Annotated in this window: 10 protein-coding genes; 5 read left to right on the top strand and 5 right to left on the bottom strand. The window is 57.4% G+C overall.

The window, feature by feature from the left end; translation table 11 throughout:
- Positions 1–36: 36 nt before the first annotated feature.
- The 4 genes from H9S92_RS22705 to H9S92_RS17120 form a co-directional block, all read right to left on the bottom strand.
- Positions 37–2,319 (bottom strand): ATP-dependent DNA helicase, encoded by a 2,283-nt coding sequence (locus tag H9S92_RS22705; RefSeq protein ID WP_187467912.1) that lies wholly within the window; start codon positions 2,317–2,319, stop codon positions 37–39.
- A 125-nt stretch (positions 2,320–2,444) separates the two neighbouring features.
- Positions 2,445–5,327, bottom strand: coding sequence for an SNF2-related protein (locus tag H9S92_RS17130; protein WP_187467911.1), 2,883 nt, complete (start codon positions 5,325–5,327; stop codon positions 2,445–2,447).
- Between the two features lie 252 nt (positions 5,328–5,579).
- Complete coding sequence (locus tag H9S92_RS17125) at positions 5,580–6,386, bottom strand: ferritin-like domain-containing protein (RefSeq protein ID WP_187467910.1); 807 nt, start codon at positions 6,384–6,386, stop codon at positions 5,580–5,582.
- Positions 6,387–6,412: 26 nt separating this feature from the next.
- Positions 6,413–7,123 carry a ferritin-like domain-containing protein gene (locus tag H9S92_RS17120; protein WP_187467909.1) on the bottom strand — a complete coding sequence of 237 codons (711 nt, stop codon included), beginning with the start codon at positions 7,121–7,123 and terminating at the stop codon, positions 6,413–6,415.
- Between the two features lie 559 nt (positions 7,124–7,682).
- On the opposite strand from H9S92_RS17120, the gene H9S92_RS17115 reads away from it, so the two are divergent.
- The 4 genes from H9S92_RS17115 to H9S92_RS17100 are packed head-to-tail and all read left to right on the top strand — an operon-like array spanning position 7,683 to position 12,895.
- Entirely contained in the window at positions 7,683–10,340 is a 2,658-nt protein-coding gene (locus H9S92_RS17115) for a hypothetical protein (RefSeq protein WP_187467908.1), read from the top strand.
- Positions 10,324–11,139: a Wadjet anti-phage system protein JetD domain-containing protein gene (locus H9S92_RS17110; RefSeq protein WP_187467907.1), complete on the top strand. Its 816-nt coding sequence runs from the start codon at positions 10,324–10,326 to the stop codon at positions 11,137–11,139. Before H9S92_RS17115 ends, H9S92_RS17110 begins: the two co-directional genes overlap by 17 nt.
- Positions 11,136–12,353: a hypothetical protein gene (locus tag H9S92_RS17105; protein ID WP_187467906.1), complete on the top strand. Its 1,218-nt coding sequence runs from the start codon at positions 11,136–11,138 to the stop codon at positions 12,351–12,353. The genes H9S92_RS17110 and H9S92_RS17105 overlap by 4 nt, the downstream gene beginning before the upstream one ends.
- A gap of 14 nt (positions 12,354–12,367) precedes the next feature.
- On the top strand, positions 12,368–12,895 hold the full coding sequence (locus tag H9S92_RS17100) for a condensin complex protein MksE (protein ID WP_187467905.1): 528 nt from the start codon (positions 12,368–12,370) through the stop codon (positions 12,893–12,895).
- A gap of 97 nt (positions 12,896–12,992) precedes the next feature.
- Here H9S92_RS17100 and H9S92_RS17095 read toward each other — a convergent pair whose 3' ends face one another.
- Positions 12,993–16,310, bottom strand: coding sequence for a T9SS type A sorting domain-containing protein (locus tag H9S92_RS17095; protein WP_187467904.1), 3,318 nt, complete (start codon positions 16,308–16,310; stop codon positions 12,993–12,995).
- A gap of 130 nt (positions 16,311–16,440) precedes the next feature.
- Here H9S92_RS17095 and H9S92_RS17090 point away from each other — a divergent pair, with 130 nt between their 5' ends.
- Positions 16,441–17,010 carry a Crp/Fnr family transcriptional regulator gene (locus H9S92_RS17090; protein WP_187467903.1) on the top strand — a complete coding sequence of 190 codons (570 nt, stop codon included), beginning with the start codon at positions 16,441–16,443 and terminating at the stop codon, positions 17,008–17,010.
- The last annotated feature ends 35 nt before the right edge of the window (positions 17,011–17,045 follow it).

Below are 17,045 nucleotides of genomic sequence, written 5' to 3'. Positions count from 1 at the left end.
GGGTTCGTATTTCGGTGTGTTTGATTGCAACCGTAATTACAGCAGTGTATTTATCTCTTCTATTAAGCCTGTGGTCTTGGTAAGGATGGGGCTCACCTTGCCAAACTTCTTTTTGCCGTTGTAGTAAAAGCGATACACTGCCTGCAGCTCATCCCTTACGAAGGTGTACACCTCGTGGTACTGCATGTGTTGGACGTCAGTGATGTGAATACCTACCGGGGTTACCTTAGATTTTATGGTTTCGTAAAACTCTTCCAGGAAAGGCTCCGGGAAGGTAAATGAGGGGATGGTTCCGGGTGTCGGCGCAGCGGGTGGGCCAACGGAATCAAACCCGATTAGCGGTTGCAGGCGGGCGATCAGGTCCAGGTGGTGACCCGTCATATCGTTGGCGCGCATCTTCGAGATTTTGCCGTCGCCTTTATAATTGATGGTAATGCGGGTGAGTGTTTTGTCTAGTTTGAAAGAGTAGATTTCGTGGTACTGCTTGTGGGCTAGGTCGGTAACTTCGTAACCTGCCGGTGCGGTCAGGCTGGTTACTTTCCGAAAGATTTTTACCAGCGACTCTTGTCCGGGGGCGAATTCAGGTTGGTAGCACGCGGCGGCTTTCACCTTACTACCGGTATCTTTAGGAGCAGGGTTCTCGTTAGGTGATGGCGTTGAGGGAAACATATAATTTACTAGCTTAGGTTCAGGCGCAGCTTCGGTTTTGGGAGGCGCGGACGCGGGTACAATGGGAGTTGGAAGAGCAGTGGTCGGATGAGGTGAACCGATGTCTACCTTACCTACTCCGGCTACTGGTGCTCCCGTAGGCATTCCTGGCATTCCCACCATTTTAAGCCCATCAGCAATACCATAGTCCGGAGCATCCATGACGTACAGCAGTTCGCTTGAGCGGGTGATGGCAGTGTACAGCCAGCGGAAGTAGTTGCTGTTGTTTTTTGCACCGTGGCCTCCGGCGTCTACAATCACGGCCGGCCACTCTCCACCCTGGGCTTTGTGGCAGGTGACGGCGTAGCCGAATTTGATACGGAGCGCGTTGAACATCCGATCAGACCGCAGGGCTCTTTTAAAGTCTTCGGAACCTGGCTTGAGGTCGCGATAACGGATTTTGAAATCTACGTAGAGGGCCTTGGTTTCGTCAGAAGTCAAATCCCGGTGGTCCGAATAAAGCAACTGCTCGAAGATGAGGCAGGCAACCTCGGCGCTAGAGCCGTTTGGCTGTTCGAAGCTTAGGCGGACCTGGCGAAAAGAGAGTGGGATTGTTTTAGTCTCTATCCTGCCTTCTTTGTCTTTCTTCTTTATGTTGACCGTTCGGTGCGTGATGGTATCATCCACAGCGACTACGGTGGCAAAGTCGCCGTTGAAGAGGTCAATTTCGTAATTGTAGTTGTTACTAATCAGGATTACACGATCAGTTGGAGTGATGGTAGGCACCCCAGGAAACAGCTGCTCCCTGGCAAGCTTGTTGTAGCCGTTAACGGTGCTGTTAGCGTAAGCGATCATCACCGTACCGGCTACGCCGTTAGTGGCTCGAAGTTGGCGGTAAGTTTCTGCGAGGTTACTGGCTTGCAGGGGGTACATTGCCTTGCTATCGTACTTAAGCTTGAGCTTAAAGAAAGCCTTTTCACGAATAGCGTTCCTCAGGGTGGTGGCATTACTCAAAATTGGACTTACCTCTTCTTGGCGGACGACTTCGGTCAGTTCGTAGCTTTTAATACCTGGGATGCGCTTGCCCAATATACCTTCAGACAATGCTGGGGAGACCTCCATGTGGACGGGAGGCAACTGTGCGTTGTCACCCACGAAGATGATTTTTCGTTGGATGCCTGCTTCGTTTGGTTTGACGAATTCCAGCAGGTCGTTGAGGAGGTAACCGCTACCAAAACGAAAGAATTCTCCTTCGGAGTAATCGTTGGAGATCATGGATGCTTCATCGATAATGTAGATAGCGTCTACGTTGTCCTCATTTTCTTTCAGCCCAAAAGAGAATTTGAAGGACTCGCTACCTTCTACACCTTCCGTTTTGTACTCCGTGAGGCTTTGACTACTGTAAATGGTTTTATGGATGGTAAAAGCGTCGGTTCCTGTTTTTTCTTTGATCACCTTGGCCGCCCGACCGGTTGGCGCAGCGAAAACGAGTTGCTTTTTCAGTTGCCTGAAATAGCGGGCGATACCACCCAGAAGAAAGGTTTTACCGGTACCAGCATAACCACGCAGGATGAAGCAACTGTCTTCAGAAGCCAAAAAGTCTTCTAAATACTGGACCGCCAGGGACTGATCAGGTGTAAGGGCATAATGCTGCTCGAAGAAATCTTTCACCGTTGGAGTGGGTATAAATTTTCACAATGGGATGAACAGTGCGCAAATTAGCGTTCCTTCGTCGCGTGTGCCACCCCATGCCTGAAAATAAAACCGTGCCTCATCAATAGTCTTGCGACTTGCAATCAGTGTAGTTCCCACCCCACCAAAAAAACCGTCTCTTCCTCCACCCCCTGCTGCATCCGCTCCTCCACGGTGGAAAGCAACTCTTCTTTCCGTTCGTCGATCTCGTCTTGGGCCTGAAAGAGCCGCGCCCGAAGTTGGTTGCGTTCTGTCTCCAATTTTTTGATGGCCCGCTGTTCGTCCAATTTTTCTTGGAGGACGACTAGTTTGCGCGCCGTTGTTCTTCGGGCCTTTATTTCCTGCTCTACGTTCCGGAGATGGAGTTCTAGGGCATTCTTCTGATCATCCGCCCAATGCTCGAGTTTGGTCATTTCCTCATCGAAGAAAGTACCATTCCTGGCTAAATTTTCGTCTAGCAGGTCACTTTTCCATGTGCGGAATCCTTGCTCCAACGTCTTTCCTTGCACCTGCGGCCGCGCCAAAAAATCTTCGTCGATCACTGCGGGCAAGGAAAATAGGCGCTCGCATTGCTCCTGCGTCAGGATTACCCCCTGGTCAGTAACCGCAAAAAGGCGCAGGTAATCTTCCCGTTCAAAAGAGTGAATGCTCAGGCGGCTAAGCTGAAGGATGCCCGCCTGGCCGATTAGCGGCTCCAGGATGCTGACCTTTTGGGGAACCTTCGTATAATCAAATTTTAAGGTGACTGGATGGACCGCTCCATCGGGAGTTGGATGCCCCTCATAAGCCGCAGCCAATCCGATCAGGGCCTGGGCGAGTGGATGACCAATACGGTATTGGTAGGCGGAACTATTCCCTTGGCCGAGGCAGTAACGACCCGTAGGGATATCTTGTCCATGAAAAGGATTGCGCAGCAACGAGAATTCATAAGCACCGCCATCAGCAAAGGTGGCACAATCCGCCAATGCAAACCGGGTAAGCTGCCAAAGCCAGTTTTGCCACGTATTGAGGTAAGTACGGCTTTCATCAAGGCTAATGCGCAGTTTTTCGTGTACTTCTGCATCAAAATGATCGAGCAACTGTTGCTTCGTCTTATTTATCTGAGAAGCGATTTGCACTTCCATTTCCTGCTGAAGGGTATCGAAGGCAGCCTGAATTTCTTCTTCGGTCCGGCAGGTTTGGTAGATGGCAGCGATGCGCTTCTCGATGTCCACACCACTTTCAATACTGCCTAAAACTTCGTCACTGGCCCCAAACACACCGCTGAACAGGTGGAACTTGGAATTGAGTAATTCAAATACGCGCCGATCTGCGGCGTTATTTTCGTTCAAAAAATTGACCACTACAACATCGTGCTTCTGTCCGTAGCGATGACAGCGGCCGATGCGCTGCTCAATCCGCTGGGGGTTCCAAGGCAAATCATAGTTAACCAGTAAAGAGCAAAACTGGAGGTTGATGCCTTCCGCCGCTGCTTCCGTAGCAACCATGATGGAGGCCGTATCACGAAAGTGATCAACTAGAGCGGCGCGTTGATCGGCTGATGTAGCGCCAGAGATGCGGTCCGTTCCTCGGTGCTTAGCGAGGTAGTCTTGGTAAATCTTTTTGGCGGCAGGAGTATTATTATCGCCGTTGAAGATCACTACCTCGTCCGAATAGCCATTGTTTTGCAGCAGATCTTGAAGGTACTCCTGGGTGCGGCGGCTTTCGGTGAAGATTATGGCCTTGCGGTTCGCCCCTTGCTCGGCCATAGCGGCAAAACCGGTTTCCAGTGCTTTGAGTAGCGCTTCGCCTTTAGCATTTCGTTGGATGCTGAGCGCTAAGTTTTCGGCCCGTTGAAGGAAATGGTGCTCTGCCCGAATTTGCTCTGCTTCCAATTCATTGAATTGTGAAGACGGCCCAACATCTTCTCCCCCCCATTCTTCAGCCGTATCTTCAAGTGCCTCGTAATCGTCGGCCAATTCATTGGTACTGGCAACACCGCCAAACTGAAGCATCAACTCCATTTTCTTAGTCAACCGGGTCAAGGTCCCTGAAATGGCGTAGCTGGAGGAGGCAAGCAATTTCCGCAGGATGAGCGTCATCAAACTACGCTGGCTCGCGGGCAATGCGTAGAGGTTTTCGGATTGAAGGTAATCGGAAACCAGGTCGTACAATTCTTGTTCGTCAGGGTATGGTTCATAGGTCTGGAGCAAGGGTTTCCGGTGGGTATACTTGATGTACTCCAGCACATCCCGCCGCAGGGTTCGCTTACAGACGGGGCGCAGACGTTGCTGAAGCTCGGCAAATGCCGCATCATCGAGCCGACCGTACCGGTCCCGGAAGCTGGCCAGATCGCCAAAAATTTGCTCGTCGATGATACTGACCATACCATAGAGCTCCAAAAGAGAATTTTGGAGGGGGGTGGCGGTGAGCAAAATCTTGGGTACGTTGCGTAAACTGGCGCGAACGCTGGTGCCAATCTGGTTATCCGATCGATAAACGTTACGCAGTTTGTGGGCTTCGTCAAGAATTGCTAAATCCCATTGCGTTTGGCTTAGATGGTCCTCCTTGCTGCGGGCAAAGTGGTAGGAGCAAATGACAATCTTCCCGTCTTGGTGGAAAGGATTGTGGTTGCCCTTTTTGATCTCTTGATCAAATAGTTTTTTTTCGATTACTACTGAAGGCAGAAAAAACTTATCGGCCAACTCTTGGCTCCACTGTTTGCGCAAAGAAGATGGAGCGATGATGAGCATGCGCCTTTTCTGCTCGGCCCACTTTTGCGAGATGACGAGGCCAGCTTCGATGGTTTTGCCAAGCCCCACTTCGTCAGCGAGCATTGCACCTCTGGAGAGCGGTGAACGGAAAGCAAACAGGGCCGCTTCCACTTGGTGGGGGTTTAGGTCAACTTGCGCATCAACGAGGGTAGCCGCGAACTTTTCAAGGGAGTTAGCAGGAGTGCGGCGGGATAATTGAAGGGCGTAATATTGGGCCTGGTAAGGAGTCAACATGCGGGAAAGATAAAGAAGACTCTTTTCAATTTCACATCCCTTTCTGCGCCGCTGGGATTACTCGCCTCGCCCTCCCCTCCCTTCCTCAAGACAAAACTTTGCACCCGCGCCCGCGCCCCACTTCCTACCAAGCCATTTTGGGCGCGGCCGCAGGTGCTGGGGGCGTTGGCCCAAAAAACCAAAATGCCGCCCCAGTCCAAAGACCGGGGCGGCATACGTGCAATATTATGCTTAATGGAATTTGCCTGGCGCTTAGACGATGAAGAGGCCGGCAATATCGAGCACGGCAGACATCGTCAGGGGCTCATCGTAGGCCTGCGTCAGTTCGTCCATGGTTACGGTGGTAACCGTGGTGGCGTTTACGCCGAGGTGGGTCACGTTGTCTTCTCCGGCGTAGACGGCACTGGCGGCCGGGGCCGAAGTGTTGACACTACCGGTAATCCAGCCTTTGGAGCCCCGGATGCGGCGAACCTCGGAAGCATGGCGGGCCTCGACGGAGTGAATCTGCAGCGCTGCGGTCAGTACATCTCCGGCGCCGAGCAGGTTACCCGCCTGGCCTTTGTAGGCGCGGACGCCCGTATCTTCAAAGGCCTGGGCTACCGCCAGGAAAGTCTGGGGGTTGGAGAATACGTCAGCAAAAGCCCCACCGGCGGTGAAGTCGAAAGTAGGTGACGTCACGGGCGTTCCGCCGGCTCCGGAAATGGCGGCCTGGAGGAAGGCAACGTGGGCGGTTTCGTGCTTGGAGATCTGGGCAATGGTCGTGCGTACGTCGCCAGTAAGCAAACCGGAAGCGCTGAGGCCCATTTCGTAAAACTCTGCTTCGAGGTATTCGAGCGTGAGGGCGAAGTTGAGGACATCCGTAACGGAGACGCTGCCCGACTGGGCACGCAGCCCGGCCGGAGCGGCCAGCGCGGCGCCGAGTGGCAGACCGATGGTGGCGAGCTTACCTACCAGAGAAGTGAGGTCGGTAAAAGCCTGGCGGCGGCTCGTGAGGGGAACCTGTTGTTCGGGGGCGGTCGATAAGTCGTGCAGCCCTTGGAGTGCGGTTGGAATTTTCATTGGTTGTTTCTTTTGGGATTAGGAGATCAGCCAGGTAAGTTCGAGGCATTGATGGGCGTGGCGATGAAGGCCGATGCGATGGACAGTACCTCGGCCGGCGTGCGGGCCAGGTCAAGGCCGTTGGCGTCGATGATCATGTCACTGGCAAAAGCCGTTGGATCCGATGGCGCGTTGATGCTGCGAATGGCCGCCGCGTGGCGGGCTTCCACAGAAACGATCTTACCGGCCACCAGAAGGTAGTCAGCGTTCTGGAGCAGACGGCCAGCACCGTTGTAAGCCGAAACACCCAGATCCTCGAAGGCCTGTGCCGTACTGAGCACACTTGAGCGGCTACCGAAGTCGATGCTGCTGAAGTCCACTTCCAGAGCGGGGATGGGCGTTCCTACCGTCGCGATGGCGGCGGCGAAGAACTCACGGTGCGCCCGTTCGTGGGCTTCCAGGTCTTCCATGATCTGCCGCTCTTCGGCGTTGGCCGAAGCGTAGTAGCTGCCCTGTAATACCTGTGCGTAAAACGCAGCTTCGAGTTGCTCCAGCGCGTAAGCGTAATTGAGCACGCCGAAATCTCCGCTGCCGAGATCAACCGCGTCGTCGCCGTTAAGCCCCGTCATATCGTCATCGGCGCAACCAGCAATCAGGAGTCCGGCAGCTGCCAGGCCAAGGCCCGACTTTCGTAGAAATACGCGGCGGCTGCGGACCACCTCGCGGTCGTTTTTCACCTTAAAAAAGGAATAATTCATCACAATGTCTTTTGAGGGTTAGAAAATCAATTTGGAGAACCAAACTGTATCCTACATACGAGCTTTTGTCCTCGCCGGATTTTGCAGCGTTGCGCCACGAACCCGGAGCACCAACCAAAAACGGACATAAATCGCTTGAAACCAGAGGATTAGCTCCCGATAATTCATTTTAAAAAATAAAATGAGTCCCTTTTTAGCTCTTCATTATTCCGGGTGGAGAGGATGGGTAAGGTGTCAAAATCGGTGGCTAAATACCTAAATTCAGTCCGTTTTCTTCTCTTGCTGACCAGTAATCGACCTACCGTTTACCCTCCTTGAAAGGGCGCTTTGGTTGTGTCGGATTAAGCCCGACGCTTTCGTCGGATTTTCCTTATTGGGCGGAGTAGCGAATGCGGCGGGGGAGACTCCTCCCCCTGCTCTTCCGTCCTGGTGCCTGCACCTGCGGCCGCGCCCAGCGGAAATACTGCGCAGCGAAAGTCACCTCCTTCGCCCCCCTATTTCTTCATTCCTGACTACCTTGCACCCCCGCTACTGCCAGCGGTAAGACCAGGTTTTTTGCATGCTGACCACGCTGACCCTCATCCGCTCCTGCACTTACGACTTGGCCGAACTCGACTTCCGCCACGGGCAGGCCATGCAGCTCGTGGGGGGCAACAACGTTGGGAAGTCGTCGCTCATCTACGCCCTCAACTTCCTCTTCGTCATCAACCGCAAGCGGATGTCTTTCATGGGCCGCAAAGCCGCCGATAAGACGACGATGGAGTACTACTTCCCGGAGGCCGAGGGCAGCTTCATCGTCTTCGAAATCAGCAAGCGCGGCCGCACCTACTGCATCGTCGTGTGGCGCGACGGCGAGGGCAACCCCAACTACGCCCGCCTCCACCACGGCTACCAGCGCGAGCTGTTCTTCGATACCGCCCCCGACGGCGGCCTGCAGCCCCGCAAACTCATTGCGCTCAAAAAGAAGTGGGTGCAAGACGGCATCAAACTCGAAGAGCTGCGCAACCAGCGCGACATCTTCAAGACCATCTACCACACCGGCCGGGCCAACGATGCGGCCGTCTGGCTCAAAGCCAGTGGCCACGGCCGCGCCGCCGAGGGCTTCAGCAAGCTCTACCGCTACCTCATCGATACCCGCCTGATCGATATGCCCGCCCTGCGTGAAATCCTGCTGCTGGCCGATCATCGCGAAGACAGCGCCCTCCAGTACGGCAAAAACAACCTGGCCGACGTAGACCGCCTGCGCCGCCTCCAATCGCGCGTGGAAACCCTCCGCGGCGTGGAAGGCGAATTCGCCACCTTCCGGGACAACTACCACAGCCTGCAGGAGGGGGAAGAACGGCTGGCCCTGCTGGCCCTGCACTTTCAACACCATTCCACCCGCATCCGGGCGGACATTCAGGCGGGCAAAGGACGACACGAGCAAGACCTCCAGGAAACCCAGGCCCTCCTCGACACCGCAGAACGGGAGTGGAAACGGGCCAACCAGGCCGTCGGGGCCGCCCGCACCACCCTCGGCCTCCACCTGGGGCAACTCGCCAAACAAGAACAGCAACTGGCCGAAATTGCCGCCCTGCCCGACGTGGAATTCCTGCGCCTCGGCGAGGAAAACCTGCGGGAAGGCATCGACAGCATCCGCCTCCAGCTCAGCGAACTCAAGCAGAGCCCGCACACCGTGGCCGAGCTCGAAGACCAGCTCCGCCGCAACGCCCGGCAGCTCCAGGAACGGCAGGGGCAGCGGGAGAACATCGGCAACTGGCTCATCCTCCACCTGGCCGCCGACGAACAGGACCGCCGTCGCCTCTCGGCCATCCTCAGCCAGACCGTCGCCCGCTCCGATGCCGCCGCCCTGCGTACGGCCATCAGCAGTACCGAAGGGCTCGTCCGGCTTTTCGACGGGGTCTTCGCACTGCCCGAAAACCTGGAGCTGCCCGACCTTCCCTCGCCCGAAGCCCTCGACCGGGAAATTGCGGAGTTGCGACAAAGCCGACAGCGCACCGAACGCCTGCTGAAAACCGCCCAAAACCGCGCCGCCGTAGAGGCCGAACTGCAACAAAAGGAAGCCCAGCTCCGCAACCTGAGCAAGCAGCTCGAACTCCGGAAAAGCGAGCCGGAGGTTGTTGCGGCCATCGCCGAACTGCGCAGCACCATCGTGCATACCGAAGCGGAACTGGCCACCGCCGAAAAAGACGCCGGCCAGAACGCCGAGACCATGCGCCGAACCCAGGAGGCCCTCCAAATCCTGCAACGGCAGCACGAGGCGCGGGAACGGGACCTGAACAAAATCCACGCCCAACTGCGCAAGTTGGAAGGCTTCCAGATCGAGACCACCAATTTCGAATACCTCCCCCGCCCGCTGCCCGACGGGGGCCTCGACGGCGTATTCAACGCCCTCGAAAAAGGCTACCAGGATCAACGCTTGCTCGGCAACCAGGTCCACACCCAGTTCCGCCAACTGCGCACCCAACTCCTTTCCGAAACGGCTTCCGAGGCGGCCTTCATCGAAGAAGTAACCGGCGAATTTGCGGGGATGGAAGACCAGGCTGTCGCCATCCAGAGCCTCGTGGACAACATCAGCCACCGCTTCGCCAACCCGGCCGCCGATCTGTTGAACGAGTACCAGAAGTTCAGCGAATTCATCTCCAAGCAGTTCAACCGCAGCCTGGCCAACCACCAAATCTCCAACATCGAGCAGCTGCGCATTGAGCTCATCCACAACGATCAACTGCGGAGCGACCTGCAAAAAATCAGCGGCCTCGACCTGGGCGGCAACCTCTTCCAACGCGACGGCGGCGGCATGAAAGTGCTCAAACGCTACATCGAACAGGGGCGCGACATCCTCTTCAGCGACCTCTTCACACTCCAGCTCAAACTGACGGTCAACGGAAAGGAAAAAACGGTCGACCTGAGCAAACAGATCGAAAGCGACGGCACCGACCGCATGCTGCGGCTCATCATCGTCATGCACGTCATCAGCCGGTTGGCCGAGCTGGGGCCGGAAAACCGCGTAGTCGTGTTTATCGACGAAATCGCCACCATTGACGGAAAGAACCGGCCGCAGTTGGTCCGTTTCTGCGCCGAAAACCACTTCTACCCCATCTTCGCCGCCCCCGAAATGGTGGAGGGCTTCGATCGTTACGTGATGATCAGCCGGGCGGCCGACCGCTCGCTGGTGGTGGACCGCAACAAACACTACATCGATGCCGAACGAAGTTGAGTTGCGCTTTTTTGAACGGCTGGAAAAAGAAGGTTTTCTGGCGCGGTCGCAGGTGCCGGGGACGGTACGGAAGAGCAATGCCTACGCCGCCCTGGTCTCCGCCACCATCCTCCGGGAGGAAGGGCGGGGCGGCGGGTACATTGTCCGCGTTGTCGATGCAGCAGCCTTGGGCCAGTACCTCGATAGCCGCTATCCCGGCCGGCACCAGCTGCACCAGGCCGACGCGGCCGGCAACCTCCACCGCTACCGGGATAGCAAAGCCGGCAAGCGCCCCTCCGCCGGGCTGGTCCTGCTACGCGGCGAAGGCAGCGTACAGCTCAACGGGCAGACGCTCGACCTGGGGAGTTTCACCCGGCAATTTGGCTGCTTCGCCTGCCAGAAACCCGACCTGGCCGCCAGCCGGATCTGCACCGTGGAAAACCTCGATAGCTTCCTGAACGCCGAAGCGGTGCTGGGGGCCGGGTGGGTCTTTGTCCACCCTTACGGCCGCCTGGGCAAGACCACCTTCAACGGGCTGAACTGCGAGGAACTGCTGCACTTCGGCGATTACGATTATACGGGGCTGGACGAATACCTGCGCCTCCACGCCAGCTTCCCCCGGGCGCAACTGTACCTGCCCGCCGACCTCGCAAGCACCTGGCAACGCTTTTCCAGACCCCTGAAAGCAGGAGCCACCGCCTCCGCCCGCGTGCAACATTCCGACGATGCCGGGGTAAGCTTCATCCGCCAGCTGCTGGCCACCACCAACCGGTTTCTGGAACAGCAGGCCCTTTTCATCCCTCAAGTCCCTCCCCCATGATCCTGCGTGCCGAACCCCGCCAGGTGATGCGTTTTGTGGAGGACAATTTTGAAATCCTCCGCGACCTCTACCAGGTACAACTCAAGGAACACCTCATCCCGGCCGAGGCCTTCCAGGCCATCACCCGCCACCGGGGAGATATCGTCACGCGCCGGCTCTTCGCCTACAAAATCCTGCGGGAGATGGGCGACGATTACCGCATGACCGAGCAAGTCGGCAATTATCTGGGTTTCCTGACCCAGGAGTTCAAACCCATGCTGCCCGAACAGTTGCGGCGCTACCACGGGTCCATCCAGGACCTCTACGGCCTGCTCAACGTGCACCAGCAGATGGATGAGGTAACGCACGCCCTGCGCCTCGAACGCCTGTACGACGAAATCCAGAGCTTCCTGGATAACGTCACCAACAACACCCACACCCTGCTCAAGCGGACCCAACAACTCAAGATCAACCGCCGCCAGCTCAGCTACGCCGAACGGCTGCGGGAAGCCAAGCAACTCATTGGCCACTACATCGACCCGCTGACCAACATCATCGACCTGAACCACGAGAACTCCATCGCCAGCCTGCTCCAGCGCATCGGGCGCGACGTGAACCTCGACCGCCTGGGCACCCACGCCCCGGCCGTGCAAGACCGCTACGAACAACTCGACCAACTGTTGCGCCTCGTCAATGGCCACTTGCTCCGAGAAACCGACGTCATCCGCCGCGAACTGACGCCCCTCATTGACCGCATCCAGCGGGAAAGCGAGGTCTTGGGAGGCTTTCTGGCCTTCCTGGAACGCCCTTTCCTCCTCCCCACGCCCGAGCTGGGCCAGCGCCACAAACTACAGATCTTCGGTGACCAGACCCAGGCCGACCTGCGGATGTACGTCGAGCAATTCATCAAAGCCACCAGGCGCCCCCGCATCCGCCTGGGCGAAGGGCCCGCCGCGGCCGTAGTCCCCGTTTTCCAGCGGGCTGCTTACCGCAAAAAGCTCGACGCCGCCCTGCCCCTGAGTGATTTCTTCGGCTGGTGCGAGGAGACCATGGCCGGAGTAGACACCGCCGACCGCGAACGCTACCTGCTGTCCCTCATCAGCCTCCTGTTCAGCGATAGTGAACGGTACGCCCTGACTTTTTTCCCCGACTACCACTCTTTTCCCGTGGAAGGCTTTACTTACCGCCTTCCCCGCGTGGAGGTCGTTGGCCGCAAGTCCTCCCCCAACCGCTAATCCCGTCCGAACCCATGCAGTACCCCCCCGAACACTTTGCCATCGTCAACGCCCTCTTCCGGGAAGGTCGTTTCCTGCTGGAGGGAGAAGCCGCTTTTTTGGCCTTGCGGGAGCAGCGGGAGTTTTATCAGCGCTTTTTCCACGAAAGTTTCCGCTTGCAGTTGGTGCTCACCGCCGATTACGCCCTGCTGACGAGCAACCGCGACAAAGACCCCCTGGCCCGTTCGATTTGCATTTTCCTGGCCGTCTTCTGCTACGAGCTGGACCAGGAAGACAGCAACCTGCTGGAAAAACTCTCCTTTGGCATCTTTTCCATCAGCCAGTGGGAAGAACGCTTCGAGCAGTCGTCGTTCAACAACGTCCTCGAAGCAACGGATAAGTTGCGCAATGCCGACCAACGCGCCAAATTCTACCTTGAGCTGGCCCGCCGCAGCCTCATCGACCGACTGGACGACGACCACTTTCGCTTCACCCCCGCCCACCGCTACTTCCTGGAGTTTGCGCGCGACCTCAACGTGCGGGAAATGATGAACAAAGCGTAAGCGAGCTCCCGTTGCAAAAAAAAACGCCCCCACCGCAGCGCACCACAGTGGGGGCCCCAAATGCGTAAGCACCTGGACTATGTGCATCTTATACCCGCTAGCGTTTTACCCAGCGGAGGGTTTGGGAAGGCAATTGAAGGAAGTACACACCGGGGGGAAGGGTGGCCACGTTGAGCGGCTCGGCGGCAGCGTGGTTTTTTTCCAGCACCTGGCGGCCGTGGGCGTCCAGAATCCGCAGCTGGCCGCCGGGAAAGCCCCGCAGGCGCAGCTCATTCACCGCCGGGTTGGGGTAGAGCACTACGTTGACTTCGCCCTCGATGGTGACCTGCCGCACTTCGCTGAGGTGGGTGCTTCCGCCGAAGTCGACTTGCCGGAGCCGGTAATAATTGACGCCCGTGAAAGGATGAATATCGAGGTACTCATATCCTTGCTCCTCTTGGCTTTGCCCGGCACCTGCGACCGCGCCCAACTCCACAAAGTTTACTCCGTCCGCACTACGCTCCACTACAAAGTGGCTGTTGTCTGTTTCAGCGGCCGTCGTCCATTCCAATAATACCCGCTGCTTTTCGATGGCGCGGGCAGTAAATTCGGTAAGCTCCACCGGCAACACCGCATCGTTGGCAAACAGGTAGAAAGTGGAAAAAGTATTGGTGAAGAACTCGAAAAAGCGGTCTTCCGCACAACCAAAAGTGGTGGTGGAAGCCGTCATCGGCACCGCTCCGTTGGGGTTATAGGCCCCGAAACAGTCGTTGGAATTTGTCTTCACCAGAGTCAGCGAAGCCAGGCTGGCTCCGGGGCTAGCGGACAGCAAGGCCGCAATTTCCGCACCCGAGTAAAAGAGCCTTACCTCAACGGGCTCCACGTTAGGCTGTACAGGCGCACCACCGACCCCCAGGGGCTGGATGACGACGCGCTTACCCAAATAGGCCTGGCCGCCGATGCTTTCCGTAGTGGCAGCCCCTTTGAAAACCCTGGCGCGTACGCTGGCGACGTTGGTGTTGTTGCCAATCCTGACCTGCGCGATGAGTTCCCCGCTCGGGAAGTCCAGATTGTACCAGGTGTTGCCCCGGCTGACGGGCACCGTCGTGAAGACGCAGTCTCCGTCATTGCCCGCAAAAACAGCTTCTTCCACTACGATGGTGACCGTTGCGTTGCAACTCGCCTGGTTGCCAGCTTCGTCTTCTACCGTCAGGGTAACCGTATTTGGGCCCGCGTCGGAACAATCGAAAGTATTCTGGCTCAACAAGCCGCCCACAATGCTGCCACATTGATCCGATGAGCCTCCGTCAAGTGCTCCGGCTGCTATCGTCCGGTTTCCCCCCTGGACGATCGTATACGTACGGTTTTGGCACAAGGCCGTTGGCGGGGCAAAATCACCGATGGCACAACTGACCATCAGGGTATAATTCACCGAGACCGTGCTGGTGTTACCCGCCAGATCCGTCGCCGTCAGCGTAAAGGTGCGGGTGTAGGTACCGGGGGCGTCGGGCGCGACGAAAAAGTCGGTCCCGAAGGTATTAGCGTTCGGGGCCAGGTCAATCGTGCGGGGATTTTCCTGAATGCCTTCGGTGCCCGGTGCGTTGCTGTCTTGGAAGGTGATCTGGTCGATGATCCCAGACCCGATGTTGCGCCAGCGGAAGTAGGCGCTGACGGAGTCACGGGTACCGACGGTCACGCTGGTTGTGCCGTCCAAAGCGAAGCAGGCGGTGTTGGAGCTGCCGTCGCAGGCCCCGCTGTCGTCCGTCCGCCCGATGCCGAATTCGATGATGGCCAAGGAGGGCGCAGTAACGATCAGCGTGTAATTAACGGAAACCGTGGTGGTATTGCCGGCCAGGTCAGTAGCCGTCAGCGTAAACGTACGGGTATAAGTGCCGGGGACGTCGGGCGCGACGAAAAAGTCGGTCCCGAAGGTATTAGCGTTCGGGGCCAGGTCAATCGTGCGGGGATTTTCCTGAATGCCTTCGGTGCCCGGTGCGTTGCTGTCTTGGAAGGTGACCTGGTCAATCGTGCTCAAGCCAACGTTGCGCCAGCGGAAGTAGGCGCTGATGGAGTCGCGGGCTCCGACGGTCACGCTGGTCGTGCCGTTCAAAGCGAAGCAGGCGGTGTTGGAGCTGCCGTCGCAGGCCCCGCTGTCGGCCGTCCGCCCGATGCCAAATTCGATGATGGCCAAGGAGGGCGCAGTAACGATCAGCGTGTAATTAACGGAAACCGTAGTGGTATTGCCAGCCAGGTCAGTAGCCGTCAGCGTAAAGGTGCGGGTGTAGGTGCCGGGGGCGTCGGGGGCGACGAAAAAGTCGGTCCCGAAGGTATTAGCGTTCGGGGCCAGGTCGATCGTACGGGGATTTTCCTGGATGCCTTCGGTGCCCGGTGCGTTACTGTCTAAGAAGGTGACCTGGTCAATTGTGCTCAGTCCGTTGTTGCGCCAGCGGAAGTAGGCGCTGATGGAGTCGCGGGCTCCGACGGTCACGCTGGTCGTGCCGTCCAAAGCGAAGCAGGCCGTGTTGGAGCTGCCGTCGCAGGCCCCGCTGTCGGCCGTCCGCCCAATGCCGAATTCGATGATTTCCAGAGAGGGAGCAACGACGACGAGCGTATAGTTGACGGAAACCGTGGAAGTATTGCCCGCCAAGTCCGTCGCCGTCAGCGTAAACGTCCGGGTGTAGGTGCCGGGGGCGTCGGGCGCGACGAAAAAGTCGGTCCCGAAGGTATTAGCGTTCGGGGCCAGGTCAATCGTGCGGGGATTTTCCTGGATGCCTTCGGTGCCCGGTGCGTTACTGTCCAGGAAGGTGACCTGGTCAATTGTGCTCAATCCGTTGTTGCGCCAGCGGAAATAGGCGCTGATGGAGTCGCGGGCTCCGACGGTCACGCTGGTCGTGCCGTCCAAAGCGAAGCAGGCCGTGTTGGAGCTGCCGTCGCAGGCCCCGCTGTCGGCCGTCCGCCCGATGCCAAATGCCGCGATTTCCAGCGAGGGAGCGACGACCTCGATGGTATAGGTATTCATTGCCGACCCCAACTGGCCATTAACGTACCTTACGTTGAGCGTGATCGTGTTCGTCTTCGTGGCTGGTACAGTGCGGGCCGGGCGAATGAAGTTGACCGCAAGGCTTGTCCGGTCGGGAACGGTAACGGTGGTTAGAGGAAGCACCACGCCGTATTCCGTGTCAACAAGGCTAAGTTGATTAATGTCTCGGCCAGAATTATTGGTTACGCGGTAGGTGATGAGAATTTCCCCGTCTTGTCCGGGCAGATAGGTGAGCATATCGTTGCCGGGGGGCACGTTGGTGCAGTCCGTGTTCGGGTCATTCACCGTGGCGTTGCAGTATTCAGCGCGCAGACCCACATCGGCCGTCACGGTCAATTGGGCGCGGGCGCAGGTGCAAAGGAAGAGGAAGAGGAGCAAAAGGAAGAAGTAGCGCATAGTCCATTTGGCTTTGTGTCAGGACGTTCACGGTCAGCGCTTTCCATAAACTGGGAGCGATTTTTTGGGGATCTGGGGCGGAACACTCCTTTTTTGCCGGGATGTGGGCGGAAGCGGTTATCTTGCCATCATGGCTCATTTACTGCAGCAGTTGTACGATTACCTGGACGGCCAGCAGCTTTGGCACAGCACCCTGGTACTGAAGCGGGGCGATCACCTGTTGCGGGCCGGGGCAACGGACACCAACGTGTACTACCTCGAAGAAGGCACCTTGCATTACTACTTACTGCTGGAAGACGAAGCCCAGGAGGTGCGCTTTGGCTACGCTGGCGATTTCGTGGTGGCGCTGGATAGTTTTCTCGTTGGAAGACCCAGTTCGCTCTACGCCCAGGCCCTGCGCAAAACGACGGTCCGGGTGCTGCCGCAGTCGGTCTGCTTCGCACGGATTAAGGAAGACCCTGCCTTCAACCAGCTTTGGCAGCAAATCATGCACTGGATGGTTTTGGGGCAGCTTGAGCGGGAAATTGACCTGCTGACGAACGACACCGCCGAACGCTACCGCCGGGTGCTGGAGCGCAGCCCCCGCCTTTTCCAGGAGATTCCCGCCAAATACATCGCCAATTACCTGCGCATGACCCCCGAAACACTGTCCCGTTGCAAATCGGCGGCCCTGGCCCCCGGTCTGCGGCACAAAGGTTGATAGTCGTTAAAGTACAAATGCATCTTTTCCCCGTC

The organism is Neolewinella lacunae (assembly GCF_014349155.1).
In the GTDB taxonomy this organism is placed as follows: domain Bacteria; phylum Bacteroidota; class Bacteroidia; order Chitinophagales; family Saprospiraceae; genus Neolewinella; species Neolewinella lacunae.
The sequence above is the reverse complement of the archived record's forward strand: the minus strand, read 5'-3'. Positions and strand labels throughout refer to the sequence as shown.